This is a genomic window from Methanoregula sp. UBA64, assembly GCF_002502735.1.
Lineage (GTDB): Archaea > Halobacteriota > Methanomicrobia > Methanomicrobiales > Methanospirillaceae > Methanoregula.
This window is the reverse complement of record NZ_DAQC01000011.1, coordinates 1-21,455: the sequence shown is the minus strand read 5'-3', so window position 1 is coordinate 21,455 and position 21,455 is coordinate 1. Positions and strand designations below refer to the sequence as shown.

At 57.8% G+C, this 21,455-nt stretch carries 24 protein-coding genes; 13 read left to right on the top strand and 11 right to left on the bottom strand.

Going from position 1 to position 21,455, the window contains the following annotated elements; genetic code table 11:
• Together BP758_RS12225 and frhB are read left to right on the top strand one after the other, a co-directional pair.
• Positions 1–338: 4Fe-4S binding protein (locus BP758_RS12225; RefSeq protein ID WP_292371164.1), on the top strand; the 338-nt coding region annotated here is incomplete at its 5' end.
• Positions 339–349: 11 nt separating this feature from the next.
• Positions 350–1,255, top strand: coding sequence for a coenzyme F420 hydrogenase subunit beta (frhB, locus tag BP758_RS12220; protein ID WP_292371163.1), 906 nt, complete (start codon positions 350–352; stop codon positions 1,253–1,255).
• 130 nt (positions 1,256–1,385) lie between these two features.
• Here the strand turns inward: frhB and BP758_RS12215 are convergent, their stop codons facing one another.
• Together BP758_RS12215 and BP758_RS12210 are read right to left on the bottom strand one after the other, a co-directional pair.
• Positions 1,386–2,195 (bottom strand): transglutaminase domain-containing protein, encoded by an 810-nt coding sequence (locus tag BP758_RS12215; protein ID WP_292371162.1) that lies wholly within the window; start codon positions 2,193–2,195, stop codon positions 1,386–1,388.
• A 267-nt stretch (positions 2,196–2,462) separates the two neighbouring features.
• Complete coding sequence (locus BP758_RS12210; protein WP_292371161.1) at positions 2,463–2,768, bottom strand: hypothetical protein; 306 nt, start codon at positions 2,766–2,768, stop codon at positions 2,463–2,465.
• Positions 2,769–3,039: 271 nt separating this feature from the next.
• Between BP758_RS12210 and BP758_RS12205 the strand changes: the two genes are divergently transcribed.
• The gene (locus tag BP758_RS12205) at positions 3,040–3,747 is read left to right on the top strand and encodes a zinc ribbon domain-containing protein (protein WP_292371160.1); all 708 of its coding nucleotides are present in this window, start codon (positions 3,040–3,042) and stop codon (positions 3,745–3,747) included.
• Between the two features lie 43 nt (positions 3,748–3,790).
• On the opposite strand, the gene BP758_RS12200 is transcribed toward BP758_RS12205, so the two are convergent.
• The 4 genes from BP758_RS12200 to tsaA all read right to left on the bottom strand — a co-directional run bounded on the left by BP758_RS12200 (position 3,791) and on the right by tsaA (position 8,705).
• Positions 3,791–4,624: a phosphoribosylformylglycinamidine synthase subunit PurQ gene (locus BP758_RS12200; RefSeq protein WP_292371159.1), complete on the bottom strand. Its 834-nt coding sequence runs from the start codon at positions 4,622–4,624 to the stop codon at positions 3,791–3,793.
• A 2-nt stretch (positions 4,625–4,626) separates the two neighbouring features.
• Positions 4,627–7,569: a phosphoribosylformylglycinamidine synthase subunit PurL gene (locus BP758_RS12195; RefSeq protein WP_292371158.1), complete on the bottom strand. Its 2,943-nt coding sequence runs from the start codon at positions 7,567–7,569 to the stop codon at positions 4,627–4,629.
• A 75-nt stretch (positions 7,570–7,644) separates the two neighbouring features.
• Positions 7,645–8,145: a DUF2124 family protein gene (locus tag BP758_RS12190; protein ID WP_292371157.1), complete on the bottom strand. Its 501-nt coding sequence runs from the start codon at positions 8,143–8,145 to the stop codon at positions 7,645–7,647.
• A 62-nt stretch (positions 8,146–8,207) separates the two neighbouring features.
• Positions 8,208–8,705: a tRNA (N6-threonylcarbamoyladenosine(37)-N6)-methyltransferase TrmO gene (gene tsaA, locus BP758_RS12185; protein WP_292371156.1), complete on the bottom strand. Its 498-nt coding sequence runs from the start codon at positions 8,703–8,705 to the stop codon at positions 8,208–8,210.
• A 98-nt stretch (positions 8,706–8,803) separates the two neighbouring features.
• Here tsaA and BP758_RS12180 point away from each other — a divergent pair, with 98 nt between their 5' ends.
• A complete protein-coding gene (locus tag BP758_RS12180; RefSeq protein ID WP_292371155.1) occupies positions 8,804–9,574 on the top strand; it encodes a DNA-methyltransferase in 771 nt (256 codons plus the stop codon).
• A gap of 402 nt (positions 9,575–9,976) precedes the next feature.
• Positions 9,977–10,297, top strand: a complete 321-nt coding sequence (locus tag BP758_RS12175) for a hypothetical protein (protein ID WP_292371154.1) — start codon at positions 9,977–9,979, stop codon at positions 10,295–10,297.
• 415 nt (positions 10,298–10,712) lie between these two features.
• Here BP758_RS12175 and BP758_RS12170 read toward each other — a convergent pair whose 3' ends face one another.
• A complete protein-coding gene (locus BP758_RS12170; protein ID WP_292371153.1) occupies positions 10,713–11,747 on the bottom strand; it encodes a hypothetical protein in 1,035 nt (344 codons plus the stop codon).
• Between the two features lie 228 nt (positions 11,748–11,975).
• Here BP758_RS12170 and BP758_RS12165 point away from each other — a divergent pair, with 228 nt between their 5' ends.
• Complete coding sequence (locus BP758_RS12165) at positions 11,976–12,200, top strand: type II toxin-antitoxin system HicB family antitoxin (protein WP_292371152.1); 225 nt, start codon at positions 11,976–11,978, stop codon at positions 12,198–12,200.
• 45 nt (positions 12,201–12,245) lie between these two features.
• On the opposite strand, the gene BP758_RS12160 is transcribed toward BP758_RS12165, so the two are convergent.
• Complete coding sequence (locus BP758_RS12160) at positions 12,246–12,686, bottom strand: C-GCAxxG-C-C family protein (protein WP_292371151.1); 441 nt, start codon at positions 12,684–12,686, stop codon at positions 12,246–12,248.
• 131 nt (positions 12,687–12,817) lie between these two features.
• Here BP758_RS12160 and BP758_RS12155 point away from each other — a divergent pair, with 131 nt between their 5' ends.
• From BP758_RS12155 to BP758_RS12130, 6 genes are all read left to right on the top strand, one after another.
• The gene (locus BP758_RS12155; RefSeq protein ID WP_292371150.1) at positions 12,818–13,993 is read left to right on the top strand and encodes a PLP-dependent aminotransferase family protein; all 1,176 of its coding nucleotides are present in this window, start codon (positions 12,818–12,820) and stop codon (positions 13,991–13,993) included.
• 99 nt (positions 13,994–14,092) lie between these two features.
• Entirely contained in the window at positions 14,093–15,625 is a 1,533-nt protein-coding gene (locus BP758_RS12150; protein ID WP_394339203.1) for a PEGA domain-containing protein, read from the top strand.
• A 2-nt stretch (positions 15,626–15,627) separates the two neighbouring features.
• Positions 15,628–16,329 carry a hypothetical protein gene (locus BP758_RS12145; RefSeq protein ID WP_292371148.1) on the top strand — a complete coding sequence of 234 codons (702 nt, stop codon included), beginning with the start codon at positions 15,628–15,630 and terminating at the stop codon, positions 16,327–16,329.
• A gap of 43 nt (positions 16,330–16,372) precedes the next feature.
• The gene (locus BP758_RS12140) at positions 16,373–16,951 is read left to right on the top strand and encodes a peptidylprolyl isomerase (RefSeq protein ID WP_292371147.1); all 579 of its coding nucleotides are present in this window, start codon (positions 16,373–16,375) and stop codon (positions 16,949–16,951) included.
• Between the two features lie 53 nt (positions 16,952–17,004).
• Positions 17,005–17,472: a peptidylprolyl isomerase gene (locus BP758_RS12135; RefSeq protein ID WP_292371146.1), complete on the top strand. Its 468-nt coding sequence runs from the start codon at positions 17,005–17,007 to the stop codon at positions 17,470–17,472.
• Positions 17,473–17,574: 102 nt separating this feature from the next.
• Positions 17,575–18,486 carry an HD domain-containing protein gene (locus BP758_RS12130; protein ID WP_292371145.1) on the top strand — a complete coding sequence of 304 codons (912 nt, stop codon included), beginning with the start codon at positions 17,575–17,577 and terminating at the stop codon, positions 18,484–18,486.
• Here BP758_RS12130 and BP758_RS12125 read toward each other — a convergent pair.
• Positions 18,483–18,995, bottom strand: a complete 513-nt coding sequence (locus BP758_RS12125) for a GTP-binding protein (RefSeq protein ID WP_292371144.1) — start codon at positions 18,993–18,995, stop codon at positions 18,483–18,485. The genes BP758_RS12130 and BP758_RS12125 overlap by 4 nt on opposite strands.
• A gap of 26 nt (positions 18,996–19,021) precedes the next feature.
• Entirely contained in the window at positions 19,022–19,420 is a 399-nt protein-coding gene (locus BP758_RS12120) for a hypothetical protein (RefSeq protein WP_292371143.1), read from the bottom strand.
• A gap of 151 nt (positions 19,421–19,571) precedes the next feature.
• Here BP758_RS12120 and BP758_RS12115 point away from each other — a divergent pair, with 151 nt between their 5' ends.
• Entirely contained in the window at positions 19,572–19,775 is a 204-nt protein-coding gene (locus tag BP758_RS12115) for a hypothetical protein (protein WP_292371142.1), read from the top strand.
• A gap of 222 nt (positions 19,776–19,997) precedes the next feature.
• Here the strand turns inward: BP758_RS12115 and BP758_RS12110 are convergent, their stop codons facing one another.
• Positions 19,998–21,296: a COG1361 S-layer family protein gene (locus BP758_RS12110; protein WP_292371141.1), complete on the bottom strand. Its 1,299-nt coding sequence runs from the start codon at positions 21,294–21,296 to the stop codon at positions 19,998–20,000.
• Positions 21,297–21,455 lie beyond the last annotated feature (159 nt).

The following is a 21,455-nucleotide window of genomic DNA, read 5'->3' as shown; positions in this document are numbered from 1 at the left end:
TGGCATACCTGCTCCTCAAGGGAACAAAGGAACAAAAAGAGCTCGCAACCAAGTTCCTGACCCCGCTCATGAACATGGCAGCAAAGGGAACCAGCGCATGCTTCTGCGAACTGATGACCGAAGTCATCAACCAGGGCCTGTGCATGGGATGCGGAAGCTGTGCGGCAGCATGCCCGGTCCGTGCAATCACCATGGAATTCGGCAAGCCCAACGGCGAACGCGACCTGTGCATCAAATGCGGTGCCTGCTATTCCCAGTGCCCGAGAGGCTTCTTCAACACTGATGTCATCAGTGAGTATGAGGCGATCAACGAGGCCATTATGGCGGCTCTTCAGTGAGGGTGATTGACATGGGAGCAGAACTCGGTAAATACAAATCAGTTGTTGCAGCACGCAGCGCCGACAAGGAGATCCTCAAGGGAGCACAGGACGGCGGTATCGTTACCTCGCTCTTTGCATATGCACTCGATGAGGGCATCATTGACGGAGCCATTGTAGCAGGATCCTACGAAGAAGATCCAAACGTCGAGAGCACGGCCAGCCAGAACCACCACTGGAGACCCAAGCCGATCGTAGCCACTACAAAGGCAGAACTGCTCGCGGCACGCGGCACCAAGTACAACATCAGCCCGAACGTTTCCTTAATCAAGGAAGCAACCCGCAGCTACGGTCTGGACAAGGTCGGTATCGTTGGCACACCGTGCCAGATGCAGGCAGTAAGGAAGGGGCAGCTGTACCCGTTCGGCTGGAGAGATGTTGAGTCCAGCATCGCTCTTGCAGTCGGTATCTTCTGCATGGAGAACTTCCCGTACCAGAGCATCCTCCAGCTCGTGGAAGACCACGCAGCAATGAAGCTCGAGTCCGTCAAGAAGATGGAGATCGGGAAGGGCAAGTTCTGGGTCTACGGCAAGCGCGGACAGGTCGTTCAGCTGCCGCTCAAGGTTACCCACAAGTACGAGCAGCCCGGCTGCCACGTCTGTATGGACTATGTGGCAAACCTCGCTGATATCTCGACCGGTTCCGTTGGCAGCCCCGACGGCTGGAGCACGGTCTTCGTTCGCTCGAAGATCGGTGACTCGGTCTGGGCAAAGGCAATGGCCGCTGGTGTCTTCGAGACCCAGCCCATCGAGAAGGTCAAGCCCGGCCTTGAACTCGTGAGCAAGCTCGCAAACGAGAAGATCACGAAGAACAAGAACACACTCGAAGCCAGGAAGACCTTCGGTGTGGGCAAGGCTCTCCGGAACCCCTACATCTAAACCTTTTTTTTCTAGATTGACCCTTCACACGTGGGCAGAATCATTACTCTCTAAAAATATAGCAGGACCTCCGTTAGCTCCCGATAACGATTCGGATGACTAGCTAAACAGCCTTCACTTAGGGCATCTTCTATTCTTGCCATTGGGAAGCAACCCAGTATTTTGGGGTAGCCCAGATATACGGAAATTCGCTGTATGTGATTATGGAGGGGTCGGGGGGGTGGCAGTTCTGCTCATACACCCCGATTTTATTAAACCATTTATTCTCAAACGTCAGATTGCCATCAGTGGCATTGTAATAATCGCGGGTATGTGCACACCACGGATCGTAATAATAGGATCCGTTGGGGAGTTCAAGTTCCACCCATTGGTGTGCGTCAGTCATTACAATATGAGATTCTATACCCGATTGTTGTGCCATAAATGCAAATAATTCGGAATATTCCCGACATTCCCCGATTTTATTATATGCAATCCAATAAGGATCGTCAGCATAATACGTGCCGTTCGGTGTCATCTGGGGATAGAGCATATTATCATAATAAGGGCTTGCTTTCATCCGGGAGGGATTACTGATAAGGTATGTGTAACTACAGGTGCGATCAGTACAGGCAAATGCCGATATATTATCATCGGGTTCTACCCAGTCGGTCATCTCCCAGGTAAATATTTCGTCAAGTTTTCCTTTTGTGTCGGAAATGTTTTGGACTTTTGCCAGCTCGGCCGAAATTCGGTCTTTTCCCTGAGGGTAGATCGTTTCTCCATACTGGGCATTAACTTCATCATTAAGGAGAATTGTTTCATCGGCGTCACTTCTTTCCAGGGCAATCGTATCAGCGGCCCGGGGGTCAAGAGCAGGGAACGGATTCAGATGAGGGAATACAAAAATAACCCCCACAGAGGAAACAAACCCCACGGTAATGAAGAGAAGAATTACCAATACGATCTTCCGGATCTTTCTGTGAGTATCTATTCCTTTTTTCTTCGTAACTTAACACCCGCACGCAGATTGATCAAGAGATTACTCTATTGTGGAGACAATCCCACATATAATGTTAGCACAACATTACATTAAGTAATCTTTTGAATACATAAAAGAAAATAATTTTGGAGTATATTTCTTATCCCCAACCAATTTGCTCGCAAGTGAATCTGATTTAATGAGTCGGAGAATAAAACCGGAGATTGAGCTTCGTTGGGCTGTATATCAGAGACCCCAGTTCTTGATCTCCTTAATCGAGGCCCCGGGCGAGAGATGGGAAAAGAACCCGTTTACTGCCCCGTGCAGGGCAGCTTCCTTTGACGGGTAGCCCGAAAGATCGCGGACATGCTCTTTTGCTCCTTTCTCCCGTACGGCAAGGCTGGCAATGCCGTAATACACGGTACCTATCCGTATTACCTTGATTTTGAGGGGCACTTCGACATCCTTTACCCGGATCTCGTACATCCCCACGAGTTCCCGCACCTGGATAATGTCCGGGAACTGTTTCTGTAAGGGGTCTTCCTCTGTCACATTCTCTAGGTTGCCTGCCCGGACAAAAAAAAGAATCCCCTGATTGGATCCTGACAGGATCACCCGGAATACCAAGGGCCGGATCCGGCATGTTTGGGTGCCGGAACTGCTGATAAACTGCCGGGAGGTGTACACAAAATGGAACCGGATCGTTCCCGCCACCCGGTTTTGAGGGTCGCGTACAACGACGGAAAATGAAGATACAGGAAAAGATGCGGACGACGGATCCGCAGACTTTATGTTTCTCCCTATTTTATTCACTAGAGAGTACATGGCAAAAAAATGCGGAAACTGCGGCGCCCCCGCTCCCGATACAAATTCCAAGTTCTGCGACCTGTGCGGTGCGCCGCTCGCGGACGAAGAGCAGTCAAACCCGCAGGGCCTGCCGGTCTGCCCGGTCTGCGGTGCGGTGGTTTCAGACAAGATTGCGCAGTTCTGCGATGTATGCGGAGCCCCGCTGGCAAAACCGATCTGCCCGGTCTGCCGCAACATAGCGCCATCCTATCATTCCAAGTTCTGCAGCCGCTGCGGGGCAGCGTTTGTTCCTGCAGCCCCGCCAAGGACACGGACGGTACCGGCTGCCGGCTATGAACCGGAACCCGAACCGGTCAAAGTCAAGACACGAAAAGAGCCCCTGCCTGTTGCAGAACCTTCTGCCGACGAGTGGGATCCCTGGACCGATGGCGATCCCACGTACGATGTCTCGGCACCGCTGCCGCCGCAGAACCAGCAGAAGACCGATCTCCAGCGCATGAGCGAGGGGATGACACCGGCCGTGCGCCGCCCCGCTGCGGCAAACCAGCTGGATATGGTCCAGATGGCCGAACCACGGAAAAAGTATTCCCACCTGCCACTTATTGCTGACGAACTCCAGGCAGATCTTAACCGCCGTGCTGCTGACATGCCCCTACCCAGGGAAGACAACGGACAACCGGCGCAGAGTAAACAGGGTAAAAAGAAGGGGCTGTTCCATAAGTAAGTAGTCCCGCGGGAACCGGGCACTTCTTTTTTAGCGGATTACCTTATGCGAAGTAGTCCACCACGTTGTGGAAGATCCGCATGTTGAGGGATTCGGGATCGGCCCGTTCACCGCTCCGCCGCATCTGTTCCTTTACGAGCGGCCAGTTATAGAGATTCGTGAACTCCATTGCCCGCTCCGGGTGCGGCATCATCCCGAGCACTTTCCCGTCCGCTGACGTGATCCCGGCGATATCCTCGACCGAGCCGTTCGGGTTGTAGGGGTACTCCCCGCCGGCAGGACTCAAATCCTCGCGGCAGTAGGTGAACGCGATCTGGTGCTGCTTTTTGATCCGCTGTAAGGTCGCGGGGGAGCACGAAAGGTTGCCTTCCCCGTGCGAGACCGGGCAGTACAGTTTCACGATCCCGTGCGTCCAGATGTTCTCGGCCGCCGGTTTGAGCGTGACGAACCGGCATTCGAGCCTTCCTACCCGGTTGGGCATGAGGGCAATATCCCGGGAATAGGTTTTGTCAAATGCCGGAACCAGGCCGAGGTTTGCAAGGATCTGGAACCCGTTGCAGATCCCAAGGACCAGGTTGTCCCCGTCAAGGAACTCCATGAGCTCTTCCCAGAGGTTGTTTTTTACCCGGTTGGCATACGCATTGCCCGCTCCCGTATCGTCGCCGTACGAGAACCCGCCGGGGAAGACGAGGAGCCGGTAACCGGACAAACGCTCCCGGCCCGCGATCAGGTCGTTGATGTGCACGATCTCCGATGCCATCCCGGCCCGGCGGAGGGCTTCCTGTGTTTCCATCTCGGAGTTGATCCCGTACCCGCTCAGGATCAGGGCCCGATCTTCAATGAGGGGCCGCGAGGATTTGGGTAAAGTGGGCGTCATGGTCAGAACCCCCCGAATGCTGCCGTGTAGGCTTTTTCAAGGGCGGCGATCTCCTGTTCAACGAGAAGTGTCTCCCCGGTGATCCGCAGCCGGCTGCCGCCAGCCATCCCGAGCAGCAGGGCATCGGCGCCAAGAGCCTGCTCGAATGCCCGCTTGTGGTCCGGTGCAATGGTCACCACGAACCGGCCGGGCGTTTCGGCAAAGAGGAAACTATCGGGCCGGACCTTTGACGGGATCGTAATGTCCATCCCGAGCAGGCCGCCGACTGCGACCTTTGCAAGGGCGGTGCCAAGACCGCCCCGTCCCACCGGGAACGCCGATGCAACAAGCTCGTGGCTGATCGCGTCGTGCAGCTTTTTGTACCGGGCCTTTGCCGCTTCGGTATCAAGCGCCGGGACAACGCCGCCGGAAAGACCGCACAGGGCGTGATACTCGGAGCCGCCAAGCTCCGACCCGGTTGCACCGATCACGTAGACAAGGTCACCGGCGATCTTGGCATCGAGCGAGACCGCTTTTCCCGCGTCCGGGTGGACGCCGATGGACGAGATGAGGAGCGTTGGCGGGACGGATACTTTTACCCGGTTGTTTTCTGCATCATAGCCCGAGAAATCATTGAACATGCTGTCTTTGCCGGAGATGAACGGCGTCCCGAATGCTTTTGCATAATCGTAACACCCTCTCGCTGCTTCCTTGAGCTGCCACAGCCGGCCCGGTTCATCGGAAGAGCACCAGCAGAAGTTGTCGAGGAGGGCGATGTTGTCCGGGGGGACGCCGAGCGCAACAAGCCCGCGGATGGCGGCATCGATCGAGGCTGCTGCCATCCGGTACGGGTCGATCTCGGAGTACGAGGGAAAGAGCGCCTGCGAGAGGCCGACGGCCTTTTTGGAGCCCGGCACAACTTTGGTGAGCGTTGCAGCGGACTGCACCCGGCCCTTCCCCTGCACCGGCCCGAGCACGTGGCCGCCCTGCACGGTGTGGTCGTACTGGACGGTGACAAACTCGGTCGAGCAGATATTCTTCCGGCCAAGCATCGCAACGAGCGTTTCATCGAGCCGGGCCGGGCAGGAAAATGCCGGCTCTGCCGCATCTGCTTCCTGCGGCGCCGTGGTAAGGTGTTTCTTTGGCAGGCCGTCGTGCAGGAAGGCAAGGTCGACATCCATCACGGTTTTCCTGTTGTACTCAACCACGCAGCGGCCGGTGCCCGTGAACTCGCCGATCACGGTTGCCTCGACGCCCCGGCGCTGCATGAGTTCCAAAAACTCAGCCAGTTTCTCCGGAGGGACGGCGAGCGTCATGCGTTCCTGCGACTCGGAGATCCAGATCTCCCACGGTGCCATGCCGGGGTATTTTAAGGGGACTTTTTCAAGGTCAACGCGGCAGCCGTTGCACTCCTTTGCCATCTCCGCCACCGAGCAGGAAAGCCCTCCGGCCCCGTCGTCCGTGATGCTCCGGTACAGCCCGCGGTCCCGGGCCTCCTTCACGAGCACGTCCGAGAACTTCTTCTGCGTGATCGGGTCGCCGATCTGGACCGCTGTCACGGGGCTGTTCGGATCGAGCGCTTCTGACGAGAACGTGGCGCCGTGGATCCCGTCCTTTCCCACCCGGCCGCCGACCATCACGATGAGGTCTCCCGGTTCCGCTTTCTTCTCGTACAGGGGTTTCTCCCCGAGGTTTCTCGGCATCACGCCGACCGTGCCGGCAAAGACAAGCGGTTTTCCCGCGTACCGGTTGTCGAAGTAGCAGAAGCCCTGCGGTGTCGGGATCCCCGAGCAGTTCCCGCCCGTGCCAACGCCCCGCACAACGCCGTCGAAGATCTGCCGGGGCGAGAGCACCGGGTTCATCTTATCTTTTCCCCGGAAAAGCTGCGGGTCCGTAGCCGGGTCGCCCACGCAGAACCCGTAGATGTTGATGCACGGTTTTGCCCCGAGGCCAAAGCCGATCGTGTCACGGTTCACGCCCACGATCCCCGTGAGCGCCCCGCCGAACGGATCAAGGGCCGAGGGAGAGTTGTGGGTCTCGACCTTGTGGGTCACGATGTACTCGTCGTCAAAGACAATCGCGCCGGAGTTATCGGTAAAGACCGTGACGCAGATGTCTTTCTCGCCCTTCTCTTTTCGTATCTCGTTTGTCGCGGCCTGGATGTACGTCTTGTAGAGCCCACGCGGGACATCGTCGTCCATTGCCGAGGCAAAGATCGTGTGCTTGCAGTGCTCGCTCCAGGTCTGGGCAAGGGATTCGAGCTCCACATCGGTCGGATTTCTCCCCTGCGTTTTGAAATAGTCGCGGATGGCGTGGAGCTGGTCGAGGTCAAGCGCGAGCGGCCCGCGGCGCTGCCCGGTTGCCGGGTCGGCGATCCCTTCTTTTCCAATCTTCGCAAGCTCAGCGTCGGGGATATCGAGATCCACCGTTCCCGCAGTCTGCTCTTCCGAGAGCCGGACCCGGGGGACGACCGGGTCCATCCCCTTCTCCCCGTACTCCTGCCGGGTCTTCGTGCTCACCCGGTTGATGAGGGGGTTTGCGAGCAGGGAGGCAAGACGGGCAACCTCTTCCTGGGAAAGCCTGCCCCGGGCAAGGTAGAGCTGCGAGGCGGCCACGATCTCGCCTTTTGCAAACGGGACCTCCAGATAATCCTCGATTGTCTGTCGTGCGGTCGTGCCCACGTTATCGGTCACGCCCGGCAAAAACCCGACCTCGATCGCATATTCGAACAGGGCGTGAGTTGCTTCGTCCACCACAAAGTCCTGCACCACGGGGTTGGAGAGCCGGGCGCCGATCTCATTAAGGGAGTCCGTGTCTATATCCCGGCCTTCGGTTGCAATCGTGTACACATCCACGAGGGAAAGCGATTCAACCGGGATGCCGATGGCCCGTACCCGTTCGGTCCGGGTCTTCTCCCGGGGATCGTTTTTATAGTGAACTTCTATGCGGTGGACAAAAGAAGCCATGCGTACTGGTGTGGCGTAAAAGAAGAAAATAGGTATCGTCCCGGCCATCCCTCCAGGAAGAGGGGAGAGGCCGGATTATTCGCGGTGGTGCGTTACCGTGATCGGCTCGATCATTGCGCTGATGGTAAAATCGAACGGCACAACGTCCATCCAGCCGGCCCGGGCAAACATGTCCTGGAAACAGACGCCCACAACTTTTGACTCCGGATGGCGTTCTGCAAGGTCACGGACCAGCTCCTTTGTGGTCGGCATCAGCGGCATGGCAAGCCCGCCCATAATAACGATCACTTTCGGGGAGACCTCTGATACCTCTGCACGCGGTCCCGCGGCCTGCATCCCGACATCCGGGACATCGGTGATCGCCCGGGCTTTGGTCTCGTCAAGGAGCGGGACAAAGACCTGCGAAAGGTGCAGGCCCCGGATCCCGATCGCGAGCAGTTCGACAAACGGGGTGCAGGTCCCTACGCACCCGTAATAGACGACCTGGTCGCCTTTAACGAGGCCGAGGCTGGTCATGTATTCCTTGTACGGCCGGATGATCCCGGTAACCCCGCGGAGGGCTTCCTTCTCTGCCATGATAATCTACCATCGGACAATGTGCCTATTATACATTCCGAAAACCGTGCTGCCGGGCTTTGTCACCGGAACCGGTCGTCCGACCGGGTCACTTTCGCATTCTCTGCAACGTGCTCGAACCACCCGCAGCAGGAATCGGGGTACGCGTCAAAGGACGGGACATAGGGTTTGAGGTCGAGGAGCGGCGTCCCGTCGAGCACATCCACGTCCTCGATGGAGATCGTGCAGCCGTCCACCCCGGTGAGCCGCACGACCGAGAGACCGATGGCATTTGGCCGTTTTGGCGACCGGGTGGCAAAGATCCCGTGGGGAGCCGGGTCCAGAAACGGCGTGACCGTGAGGCTGTAGCCCGAGCAGCGGTGCAGCGCGTAGATCAGGATCACGCGGGAGAATGCCGCAAGGTCAGAGAGCCCTTCGCGGAGATCTTCGCGGATCTCGATCGTGCCCCGGACGCCCCGGGCGCCGACCGGCTGGATGGGCATGCCGGCGATATCGGTAAACGGCGAGTGGATCGTGCCGATGGGCGTGTAGGAATACGCGGGCCCGGGCTCGTGCTTCATGCGTTGTTATGGGCGGCCGGATCCGATAAAACCCGATATGCGAAACCCGAACTAGATTAGGAATGACGATCAACGCACATATACGATAAGGAGCGGCCATGGCAGCGAGAACAAAGGACGTACCGGAGAGCCTCACCATCCTCAACGAAGACGTCTTTGCCACCAGGAAGATCCGGACAAAGAGCATTGATCTCGTTGTCACTTCGCCGCCCTACAACGTGGACATCCAGTACAACAGCCACAACGACGGGGTTTCCTATGCGGATTACCTGGAGTTTTCCCGCCGCTGGATGAAGCGCTGCCACGGCTGGCTCAAAACCGACGGCCGGTTCTGCCTCAACATTCCCCTTGACAAGAACAAGGACGGCCAGCAGAGCGTAGGTGCCGATCTCACCACGATTGCAAAAGAGTGCGGCTTTTCCTACCATTCGACCATTGTCTGGAACGAGGGGAACATCTCGCGCCGGACCGCGTGGGGCTCGTGGCTCTCGGCTTCGGCCCCTTATGTGATCGCGCCGGTCGAGCTCGTCGTGGTGCTCTACAGGGATTCGTGGAAGAAGACGAGCGGGTCCGGCGAGTCCGACATAACAAGGGAGGAGTTCATGGCCTGGACGAACGGCCTCTGGACATTTAACGGCGAGAAGAAGAGCCGGATCGGCCACCCGGCGCCGTTCCCGGTCGAGCTTCCGATGCGCTGTATGAAACTCTTCTCGTTTGTCGGCGACACGGTGCTCGATCCTTTCATGGGCAGCGGGAGCACGCTTGTTGCCGCTTCACGGTGCGGGCGTAAGGCGATCGGGATCGAGATCGATCCGCGGTACTGCGAGATTGCCCGGGGCCGGATTGCGGGAGAAGGGAGAAGGGAATAACCGGCGGGAAACCCTGAAATTCGCCGACTACTTTTTCCAAACACGCAAAAAAAAATTACAATACCCCCCGCTTCAGGGCCCCTCGCGGGGCGCGGCGGGGCGAGTGCGGTTATCCCTTCCCTGATCCGCCGCGGGGGCGCCCCTTCGGGGGCGGCGGCACTCCTCGCTTGTTGGGGGTATGGGGACATCAGCCCCCATCTTTTTGATCCCGGCCCCAAACTACGGGCGCTCAGTCCCGGCCCGGCCGGACTTTTCCGGAAAATGTCCGGCACAGCAGCTGAAGATTTCCAAAAAAGTCTGATGACATTATCGAACTTTTGTAAAAAAGTCGGCAAGGTTCGTGAAGATTTTTAAAAAAAGTCCGGTAAAGTTACCGGACATTTCCAAAAAAATCCGGGGTTCGTGAAGATCCGTTTACGTCTGGACCTTCAGGCTGCCCTGCCGGATGTCCAAAAAAAGTCCGGCAAAGTTGCCGGACTTTCTAAAAAAAGTTCAGCGGGGTTGTCAGGCTTTTGTAAAAAAGTCCGGCAACGTTGGCGAAGATTCCAAAAAAAGTTCAATGACGTTACCGGTCTTTTCAAAAAAAGTTCGCGAAGGTTACGAAACATTCCGGAAAAAATCCCCTCCAACAACCAAACATCCCCCCATTTTCACCACCCCCGCAAATCCAAGCCCATAATACACCCCATTTTGAAAAATACGCCGATTTTGAGCCCCATATAATACCCTTTGCAGCCCCGTATCCGCGTTCTGGCAGCCTTCGTTTTTCGGATCGTAAAAGTGCCCATCTGGCAGGAGAACTGCCAAAAGAACCCCTTTATCGAGTCCGTTTTATTTTGTCCGTTTTCAAAAATAAGCCCGATTTGAGGAGATTTTTAAACGGAGCCCGATACGGGCTCCGTTTGGGCGGATCAAGGGGTAATCGGAGCCCAAAATGAGCCCGGATTGGACTCATGGGACTGGCTGAATATGTGGTATCCTATACCCTGAACAGGGTTGCCGTTTTCGGAGCGACTCCAGGCTCGGCCCCATTGCCGGCCGGGCTGCCGCTTGCGCGTGCATCAAAATTTTCATTTTTTGTCAGAGACACTCAGAGCCCGATCCATTCACGGGCAGCTGAAAAAAAGTAAAAATTAAATTATACCGTGGCCGGTGTGCCGGTCGCGGTCGGGGTTCCCTTTGCCTTCTTTACCTTGGCTTCATGGTACCCCTTCACAATCTCTGCAAACTGCGTATCGAGCGCCTTTACCTGTGCGTTGACGGTCTTTAAAGCTGCGGCGTCATCTGCGTCAAGGGCGCTTTTGAGCTGGTCGCGTTCGGCGATCCTCTGGGTAAGGACGGCCTGTGCCTGCGTGACATCGGTGCCTTTGGCGGTAAGGTTCGCAAGCTCGCCCTGCATCCGCGAGGTCTCCTTGTCAAACGCGGTAAGCCGGGCGGTCTCGCGGCCCGACCAGGCATCGGTCTTTACCGCTGCGGCAAACTGCTTGTCAAGCGCAGCGAGCTGTTCGTTTGCAGCTTTTACGGCTTTCTCATCGTGGCTGGCGAGCGCCGTTGAGAGTGCGGCACCCGCCTCCTTGATCTGCGCTTCCAGGGACTGAGCCTGCGTTACATCGACACCTTTAGCCGAGAGGTTTGCAATTGTCGCGGTGCGGCGTGCATCGTTTGCAGTAAACTCGTTCATACGGTTGGTTGTCCGGGCCGTCCACCAGGCATTCTCAAAGGGCGTAATCGTCCCGGCCCGGGCCGTCACCGATGCTTTTATGGCCGCCGCAAGGGCTTTTTCCGTGCCGTTGTACTGCTTAACTTCGGTTCTTGCAGCGGACGTAAAGTCCGTGCCGGCCGTACGCATCTGCGTCTCTGCGTCGTGGATCTGCTCACAGGTGTTCATCTCCTGCACCGATGAAACGATGCCGGTATACTGCGATTGTGCTGCTGACAGCCGGCCGGTCTCGACACCGTTGCTGATGGTGCCGATGTACCCGATCGCGCCGTCCATACGTGCCTCGGTCTTTTCCCCTGCATAGGCCACGTACGCTTTCATTGCTGCAATGTGCTCAGGCGAATCCTTGTACAAGGTCCCGTTGACGGGCGCTGCGGAAGCCGGGAGCATGACTGTCCCGAGCAGGCAGACCAGGCAAAGGATCCGGAGAATGGTGGTTTTGTATTGAGTCATGGTTCTCACCAACCGGCTCGTGCCGGAGTGATGGTCCCGCATATTCCGGGACACATCCTTATCCAAGCGTTTGCCGGGGCCGTGGTATATATTTCCGGGATTGTCCGGGTAGGGTGTTCGAACCGCCGGGTTCGTTCATCAAAACAACCGTTTCATGCTGCCCGGGGGGTCCCGGCACCATTTGCCGACAAGAAAGGCTGTATACCCTCCCGCAAAATAGAATAAATTATGCAGTACACAATCGTTCTCGAACCCGATGACTGCGGCGGCTTTACCGCCCGGTGTGTCGAGCTCCCGGGAACCTTCTGCCAGGGTGCGAACAAGGGAGAAGCGCTCGACCGGCTCCGTGAAGCGATCGGGCAGGTACAGCAGGCCCAGCAGGCCGACCTGCACCGCACGATCCAGTCCCTCACATCCGAGATCATCAGGATCGAAGTAGCCGACGCTGCGTAACCCTCCTTGTTTTCGCACCAGCGCGGGGATTACCCCCGGATAATTTTATAAAATTTTTTCCAGGATTTCACCGGCATCGTGCACGTAGCGCGTGCATGTGACCCGGAACAGGTTGTTCTCTTTAACAAGCGCAAGCTCTTTTGGATCGGACAGGTTGTGGCCTAAAAGGTCCGTACAGCTGACCGCGTGGTTCCGGCGCAGAAATTCGGTAATAAACTCGTTTGCAACCGCGTACGTCTTTGCCTTTGCCCCGGGATCGCTGGCATCGGTCATGCCGTACTTCATCCCGATCACCATGAGCGCTCCCGTCACCGCCCCGCAGGTGCCGCCCGTGTGCGACATCCCCCCGCCAAAGCCGCAGGAGAGCCGGAGCGCTTTTTCCTTCTCGATCCCGAAATCTTCCGCAAATGCGGCTGCAACCGCCTGCGCACATGAGTACCCTTCGGAGAAGATTGCCGCCGCTTCATCGGCCCGTGTCAGTGTCATAGTACCGGAATTATCCCTGCAAACGGATAATCTGTGCGGGGACGTACCGGCTGCGGTTGCCGGGCGGTGTCATACCCTTTTTTGGTCCGGCGGCCAAAACGGTACTACACGCGAAAAGAGCGGGCCATACCATGACATTTACCTTTGCAAGGAGGATCGGGCACGCACCGGCATCGTTCCTGGGGGAACTCTTCAGGGTCTCCTCCGATCCCTCGATCATCTCGTTTGCCGGGGGACTTCCCTCGTCCGCACTGATCGATACCACCGGGATCGCACAGGCTGCCCATGATGTTCTCGAAAACGACCCGAAGACCGCCCTCCAGTACTCCACCACCGACGGCTACCTCCCGCTGCGGCAGTACATCGCGGACCGGTACAAAAAAAGGCTCGGCCTTCCGGCAACCGCAGACGAGATCCAGATCGTAAACGGCTCCCAGCAGTGCCTCGACCTGATTGCAAAAATATTCCTTGACCCCGGCGACCGGGTCGGCATGGAGCGGCCGGGCTACCTTGGCGCAATCGAGGCCTTCTCGCTCTACGAACCGGTGTTTGCCGCGGTGCCGCTCGACACCGAGGGCCCGGACCCTGCCGCGTTCGAAGCCATGCAGAACGCCGGGCCGGTCAGGTTCTTCTACGGCATCCCCAACTCCCAGAACCCCTCGGGCTGCACGTACTCGCAGGACCGGCGAAAAGCGATCGCGGAATGCCTTTCGGGCACGGACACGGTCTTTTATGAGGACGACGCGTTCGGGGAGCTCTTCTTCGATGCAAAGCCGCGCCTGCCCGTGAAACGCTATCTCCCGGACCAGTCCGTCATGTCGGGATCGTTCTCGAAGATCACGGCGCCCGGCATGCGGATCGGGTGGATCTATGCCCCAAAAGAGATCCTCGCCGCGTTCAATACCGTAAAACAGGCAGCGGACCTCCACTCGAACTTCCTCTGCCAGCAGATCCTCGCCCGGTATCTTGCAACAACCGACCTCGACGCCCACATCAGAAAGATCGTCGGCGTCTATGCCCGGCAGTGCCGGCTCATGTGCGATCTCTTCGACGACCTCATGCCGGCGCTCTCCCATACCACACCCGAGGGCGGGATGTTTCTGACCGCAACCCTTCCCCGGGGGATGGATGCAATGGACGTCTTCCGCGAAGGAGTTGCCCACAAGGTCGCGGTGCTGCCCGGCATGCCCTTCTTTGTGGACGGTGGCGGGGCGGACACGATCCGGCTCAACTTCTCCAGTTCTTCCGAAGAGACAATCACGGAAGGCATGCACCGCCTCGCCGGGGTTGTCAATCGCGCACAATAGGGACCACCTCCTGCCACGGTCCCGGCCGGTTCTGCCGTAACACACCCTATTTTTTTATATAGCTGGATCTGCCAGTCTATATTACAGGAAGAGATAGTGTTGACAAAGAACCTGATCGTACTTGTGCCCGTACTGGCACTCTGCCTTGTCGCGCTGGTCCCCCTGGCGGCATGTGCCGGTTCAGCCGGCTCCATCCCGCTCGAACCGGGCCCGGTGATCATCGACACCACCAAAGTTACCACGGAGCCCACGCTGCTCCCGACTCTGACCGAACCAACGACCGAAAGAACGACCGAGCCGACAACGGAAAGGACCACGGTCCCGACCACCGAACCGCTGACTCCCATCGGCGGCGGCCAGGGCTGGATCGATGTCCACTGCAATGTGGACGGCGCTTCGGTTTACTTTAACGGCAAGTATGAAGGCCAGACCTCCGGCGGGATCCTCTCGGTTGCGGTCTCCTCGACCGGTACCCCGATAAGCACCATCACGGTGACCAAATCCGGATACCAGGAATGGTCCGGGGCACCCGCACACATGCCGGCAGAAAACGAGCATGTCGCGGTCTATGCAACCTTAAACCCGCTGACAACCGCTCCCACGACCGTCCCGACAACAATTCCCCCGGTAACGACCGGGCAGATCTATGCCCAGTCCTCGCCCACGGGTGCGGCGATCTACCTGAACGGTAACTTCCAGGGATACGCCCCGCTGGGCATCCCGAACCTGTACCCCGGGACCTATTCCATGAAAGCGTCGCTTGCGGGATACACACCGGACACTACGCTCGTCACGGTATATGCCGGCCAGACCGCCAATTACTACCCGGTCCTCCAGCTCTCGCCGCAGCCCCGGCAGACCGGGACCGTGTACGTGAACACCGTTCCGAACCAGGCCTCGGTCTATGTCGATGGCTCGTACTACGGGAAGACCCCGATCACCCTCACGCTCTATCCCGGCGGCCACACCATCGACATCAGGCTCGCGGGCTACAACGATTACACTACGAACGTCATGGTAAACGCCGGCCAGTCGCAGAACATCCAGGTGACGCTCTCGACAGCCATCTTTGGCTCGATCACGGTAAACTCGGCGCCAGGCGCCAAGGTGTACATGGACAGCACGCCGATCGGAACCACCAACTCCGCAGGCGTTCTCCAGCAGACCGGAATTACATCGGGCAACCACCTCTTCAAGGTGACCAAATCCGGCTACAACGACTGGATGAACACGATCTATGTCCAGGCAAACACCATGACGACCATTCCGGCAACCCTGACCCCGGTCGGCACCAACCCGACCCCGGTCCAGGGAACGGGGAGCATTGCAATCAGCTCGACACCGTCCAATGCCGGGATCTATATCGATGACCTCTTCCGCGGGTACACGCCCACAACGGTAGACAACCTCGCGGCGGGCAGCCACACGGTCAGGCTCACCGCAGCCGGGTATGTGGATTACACCACGACAACCACCGTAGTATCGGGACAGACCGCGCAGCTCCAGGTTGCCATGACGACTGCACCGACCCCGACGGCAACGCCGTTCTCGCCGGGCCCGGCACCGGTCCTCGTTATCGGCCTGCTTGCAGCGGTCTTCGGGATAGCCGCGATCAGTAAGAGGAGGAGCTAACTATGGCACAGGCATGTTCATGTTCAACAAAGCTTGTCGCTGCCGCGATCATTGCGATCGTGATCATCGGCGGGCTCACCATATTCGCGTATACGCATTCGAATGCAGCGCTCAAAGAAACCGCCCAGTGGGGCCTGAAGTCAACGGCCGGCGCAATGGCGGCACAGATCAATGCAAGCGAGATCCAGGGGATAAAGCCCGGCGACGAGAACACCACGAAATATCTCGCGATTGCGAGCAAACTCCGCACCATGCGGAGCATGAACGACAATCTCATCAACGCCTATATCGTCAGGGTCAATGCGACCGACAAGACCGCAGTCTTCCTGGTCGACGACCTCTACCCGGTCGACCCGCAGGGTTCGGCACGGATAGGACAGGCGGACAATTCGCCGGACAAGATGCAGATCTTCGCCGCGCTCTCGGGCCCGGTCGCCTCTTCGGAGCCGTACTCAGACAAGTGGGGATCGTTCATGTCCGCGTATGCGCCGATCGATGACTCCGCAAGCGATTCAACCGGCAACACCTACGCGGTCCTCGGTCTTGATGTCGCTGCATCCGATTATGTGAAATCCACGACACAGGGGACGTGGATCCTCGTTACCGGCGCAGTCTCGATTATCATCGTGCTCGGCCTCCTCTACGCATTCGGCAGGGGCAGGAACGATGACGAGACCGGCGCGGGTGCAAAGAAGAACCAGTAACCACCCAAACCTTTTTTCGCTTACCCCAAAAACCGGGTACTTCATGAAATGGTCCGGGGCTTTTCTGCTCCTTATCTGCACAATCGGGATCTTCCTTGCCGCAGGCTGTACGCAGCCTGCCGGGACGGGACAGGCCTCTGTTACCACGGCACCGACAGCCGGGCTCCAGCAGGTCCGGCTTGAAACCACGATGGGAAACATTACGATCGCCCTTGACCCGGATATGCCTGTCACCACGGAAAATTTCCTTGCCCTGACAAAAAGCGGGTTCTACAACAACGTCACCTTCCACCGGGTGATAGCGGGATATATCGTCCAGGCCGGCGACCCGACCGGTACCGGGCGCGGCGGACCGGGGTATACGATCCCAGACGAATTCACGGCACATAACCACAACCTTCGGGGCACCGTGGCAATGGCAAACAAGGGCGTTCCCGATACCGGCAGCTCGCAGTTCTTCATCAACCTCAGGGACAATACCGGGCTCGACGCAGGTTACCCGGTCTTTGGGACGGTGACAGAGGGCATGGAGGTAGCAGACGCGATCTCGCGGGTCCCGGTTGGCGATAAGAACCGTCCGGTCGATAACGTGACGATCCTGCGGGCATATGTCCTTCCCTGATCCCCGATGAGAAGAAAGAATATCCCCGCTGACAAATACACCCTGTACTTACCATGACGACAGCACCAGGTTCAACGGTACGGCTCGAAACGAACAAGGGGACCATCACGATCGCCCTTGACCCCGAGATGCCGATCACTGCCGGCAACTTTGCAACGCTCGCAAAAAAAGGCTACTACGACGGTGTCATCTTCCACCGCGTGATCGCCGGGTTCATGATCCAGGGCGGCGACCCGACCGGCACCGGCTGCGGCGGACCGGGATATGCGATAAAGGACGAGTTTACGGACCATAACCGGAACGACCGGGGCACGCTTTCGATGGCAAACGCCGGCCCGAATACCGGCGGCTCGCAGTTTTTTATCAATCTCGTCAACAACAATTTCCTCGACGGCAAACACCCGGTCTTCGGGAAAGTGGCCGGAGGTATGGATGTAGTCGATAAGATTGCAAATGCCCCCACAGATGACAACGACCGGCCAAAGGACCGGGTCGTCATCCTCCACGCAGTAGTGGAATAAAGGACGATTTTCTTTTTCATAGACCAGGCTTCACGGATACATTGTATAATCAGGAAATCCCTATCCCCCGGGCCCGCAAACGGTTAAAAAACAGGACTCTGTATGAAAAAGATCCCCTGCGATACGGACTTCGATCTCGAAGCACATTCGGAAACGATCATCCTTGACCACCTTAAAGAGCGGCCCCGGGCCGGTAAGATGTGGGAACTCATCACCGGAGATCCCGAGATCGTAACCGGCTGGCAGATGGCAAACTTTGTTGCCGCACAAAAACTGGGGATGAACGACCACGGCCGGACCCATGTCACCGTGGCCACCGCGTCGGCACTCACGCTGCTTGACCTGCTCGAAGGCTCGGCCTTTGTCCCCGATATCGTGGCCGGGGGCTTTGGCGACCGGGACGATGCCGCGCTTGTCGTGATGACCGCGATGCTCTTTCACGACCTCGGGAACATGGTGCACCGCGAGGACCACGCGGACCTAAGCGTCGTGCTCGCCCAGCCGGTCCTCGACCGGCTCCTGCCCCGGATCTACGAGGACCCGGAGAAGCGCACCGCGATCCGGGCGTTTATTCTCTCTGCCATCTACTCGCACCACGGTGTGCCAAAACCCCTCACGGTCGAGGCGGCCATTGTCTGTATCGCGGACTCGACCGATATGACCAAGGGGCGCGGCCGGGTTGCATTCGAATCGGGGAGCATCACGATCCATTCGGTCTCGGCGCTCTCGATCGAGCGCGTGGAGATCCAAAAAGGGAGGGAAAAGCCCATCGAACTCCTCATCCACATGTCGAGCCCCGCCGGGATCTTCCAGGTCCAGGAGATCCTCGCTCCCAAGGTTCTCGCCGGGCCGCTTGCCGGTGCCGTGGACGTGATAGCAGTTACCGACGGCAAAACCGGGGAAAAAAGGGAGATTGTCTCGGGCATCCGCCTTCAGGGCGCAAAGTTCGTGCCGTACGACAGGAATGCAAAAAAGCCCGCTGCCGGACGGGGCAAGACACACAAGCGGTACTAACCGGGAGGAATGGCGATCCCGGTACCGTGGGGACGGAGCGTGCCGATAAATACGCCAAGCGCGTCCCGCGCCCCTTTCCGGTCGAGGGACGAGACGTCTTTTACAGCGGCACCCGAAAACCGTTCCCGGACCGCACCGGGCTGCGCACCGACCGCGTCGTACTTGTTGACAAAGACGATAAATGGGATCTTTTCCAAAGCGATCGCATCATGGAGGTGGCAGACGAACTCATCGACCGGTGCAGTCGCGTCCACGAGGAGAATTGCGCCATCCATGCCCTTCCCGATGATCCCCCGGGCAAATTCGAAACGCTCCTGTCCCGGTGTACCGTAGAGGTAGACCCGTTTGTCCCCGAGCTGGACCCGGCCGTAATCGAGCGCGACCGTCGTTGTCCCCCCGGCGCAGTCGGCCTCGATGTGTTGTGCCTGCGGGTCGAGTGTCTGGATGAGGGTTGACTTTCCCGCCCCGAACGCACCGAAGACAACGATCTTGTACTTCTCTTCTGCCATTACACTACGAAGGCGACGGATGATCTTTACTCTTTCGCATGGGCCCCGGGGGGGACACTGCCTTTTCCGGCCACCGGTCGTTTCCAGAGACCGATGCAGACCGGGATGAGAAAGGTGAGGGTATAGTACACAAAGACATCCGGGCCATAGTAGGTTGCAGAAAAGAGCAGGACGATAAACAGGTAATCGAAAACCACCGCAATTGCGGTCCATGCAAGGCCGATTCCCGCATAATATGCCAGCGGGAGATCCCGGCCGCGAAACCACCGCCACACGATCAGTATGCTCACAGGCGTGAACACGGCAATCAGGATCCAGCCCATAACGCCTGCCAGGGGAGAGATAAAGAGCAGGAGGGAGGCAAGATAGCCGATCAGCCACAGGAGAATTCCTATGCCTGCAGTGTCTTTGACGATCGCTTGCATGACGGAAATGTGGACGACCGGCTTTTTTATCTTTTGCCGCGCAGCCCGAAACTAAAAACGGGCCAAAATATTTTTTATCCGGGAAAAAGAGGATTCATGTTGCAGTTCACCGGTGTTACCAGAAAACACAGAAAAAAACAAGGTGGTCCGGATGGTAAAAAGCACGACTGGCCGCCGTGGGCGGGGACATAAAGGCAGCACAGACCAGGAAAACGACCACGGGAAAGCACCGTGGGAATGGGAAGATCATGACGACGATCCCCGGGGCGACCTGCGCGACCTCTATGCCGGGACAGAAGAACCCGGCACTGACGATTACGACTGGGCAGCCGCAGAAGACGAAGACGACGATTGACCGGGTTTTCCGGAATTGATTCCCGGATTCAGGTTATCCTGCGGTACGGCCCACCAGCGATACTACAAGAGGGCGTGCCCTGTTTTTTTCGGGAATAACGCCGGATTTTTTACTCCCCGGCCGGGAAAGTCCTGTCCGGGTAAACAAAAAGTATCGGGAGAATCCCGGGATCTTTTTTTAGGGTTTTGTGATTTCCCCGGCCGCAGGGACCGGGAAAACGGATTATTGCCGGCGTTTCTTCCAGTAATAATACCCGGCATAGACAATTCCGATGAGAACCGCAACAATGATCGACATCAGGACGGCATTGGAGAGGATGCCTGCAAGGCCGGTCTGGTTTTTGACATCGATCGGGACTTTCATCGGGTCCGATACGTACGTGGTGTTGAGGGCATCGCGGTACCGGATCTCTGAGTCAAGGCCGTATTCCTTGATCGTGGCGTCGCTTCCCACAGCAAGCTGGAACGAGGCCGTTGCCACCTGGCCGGGGGCAAGGTCGCCGAGATAGGCAACATCTGCGGTGCTCGTGAACGGGTTTACCGCACTGATCCGGGCCTGGGCACTCTTTATCGTGGAGTTCCCGATATTTTTGTACTGGACCTGGATCGTCTTCTTGCTCCCCGGGCTCATCCCGACTGCGGGGGATATGATGGCAAAGTCCACCTTGTTCCCCACGGCAACACCGGCCGTTTCGGTACGGGACTGGACAAAGTCGCCTTCGTTATTCTGGTAGACTACCGTTATATCGATCGGATATTCCTTGTTCTGCGCAGTATTGGCAACCGCCACTTTGTACTGGCAGGAGACCGTGCCGCCGGCCGGGAAGTCGCCGATATAGACGCTGTTGTCAACCGGGCTTACCGGGCTGTTGTCGTTCTGTGCCAGCTTGACCGTGGCCTTTGTCCCGTCGAGCGATCCGGCATTTTTCAGGGTCAGGTTGATGTACCCGTCAGCGCCGGCGACCAGGTGATCGGGCTGTGCGGATACGACTTCCGGAAGGACTTCCTGTTTGATGACAATGGTGACCGGCACGGTCACGTTATCGGTGACATAGTAGTACCGGAACGTATCGACCTGGTACTGAACTACAGAATCGAACCGCGTGTACGTGATGTTGAGGGGAAGCACATAAGTGCCGCCGGGAGCGTCCTTATCGATCTTGGCATGGACGGTCACGGTCTTTTTTGCAAGGCCTAAAATATCCCCGATCATCTGCGGGTCGGATTTTATTACGAGCGGGGCATCTCCCGATGAGAGGGTGACGGTGACAAACTTTGCCGTAGTGGGCGGATCGTCGCGGTCGATGACCGATGTAGAGATCTGTTTGTCCGTGCTCTGCCCGTTGTTTTCGATAACAAGCGGGATCTGGATATCGGCACCGGCCGCGTATTCGTTTGTGCCGGCGACATAGGCGGTCATGTTCGGGAGGCCGTTGAGGTACTTTGTCCCGGCGAGTGCCGGGGTTGCCATGCAGGCAAAAAGAACCAGCAGGACAGATGCAATGATGAGGATCTTCTTCATCGCGGTTCACCTGCCCCCGGCCGTTTCTACAGATACTGGTGGAATCATCATATTCCTCACTGTTTCCTCCTCATGACAAGGAAGTAGTACGCAAGAGCGGCGATAATCCCGATAACGACAATCGCGGCGATTATCGTGCCGAGCGCATCGGAAGCCGGC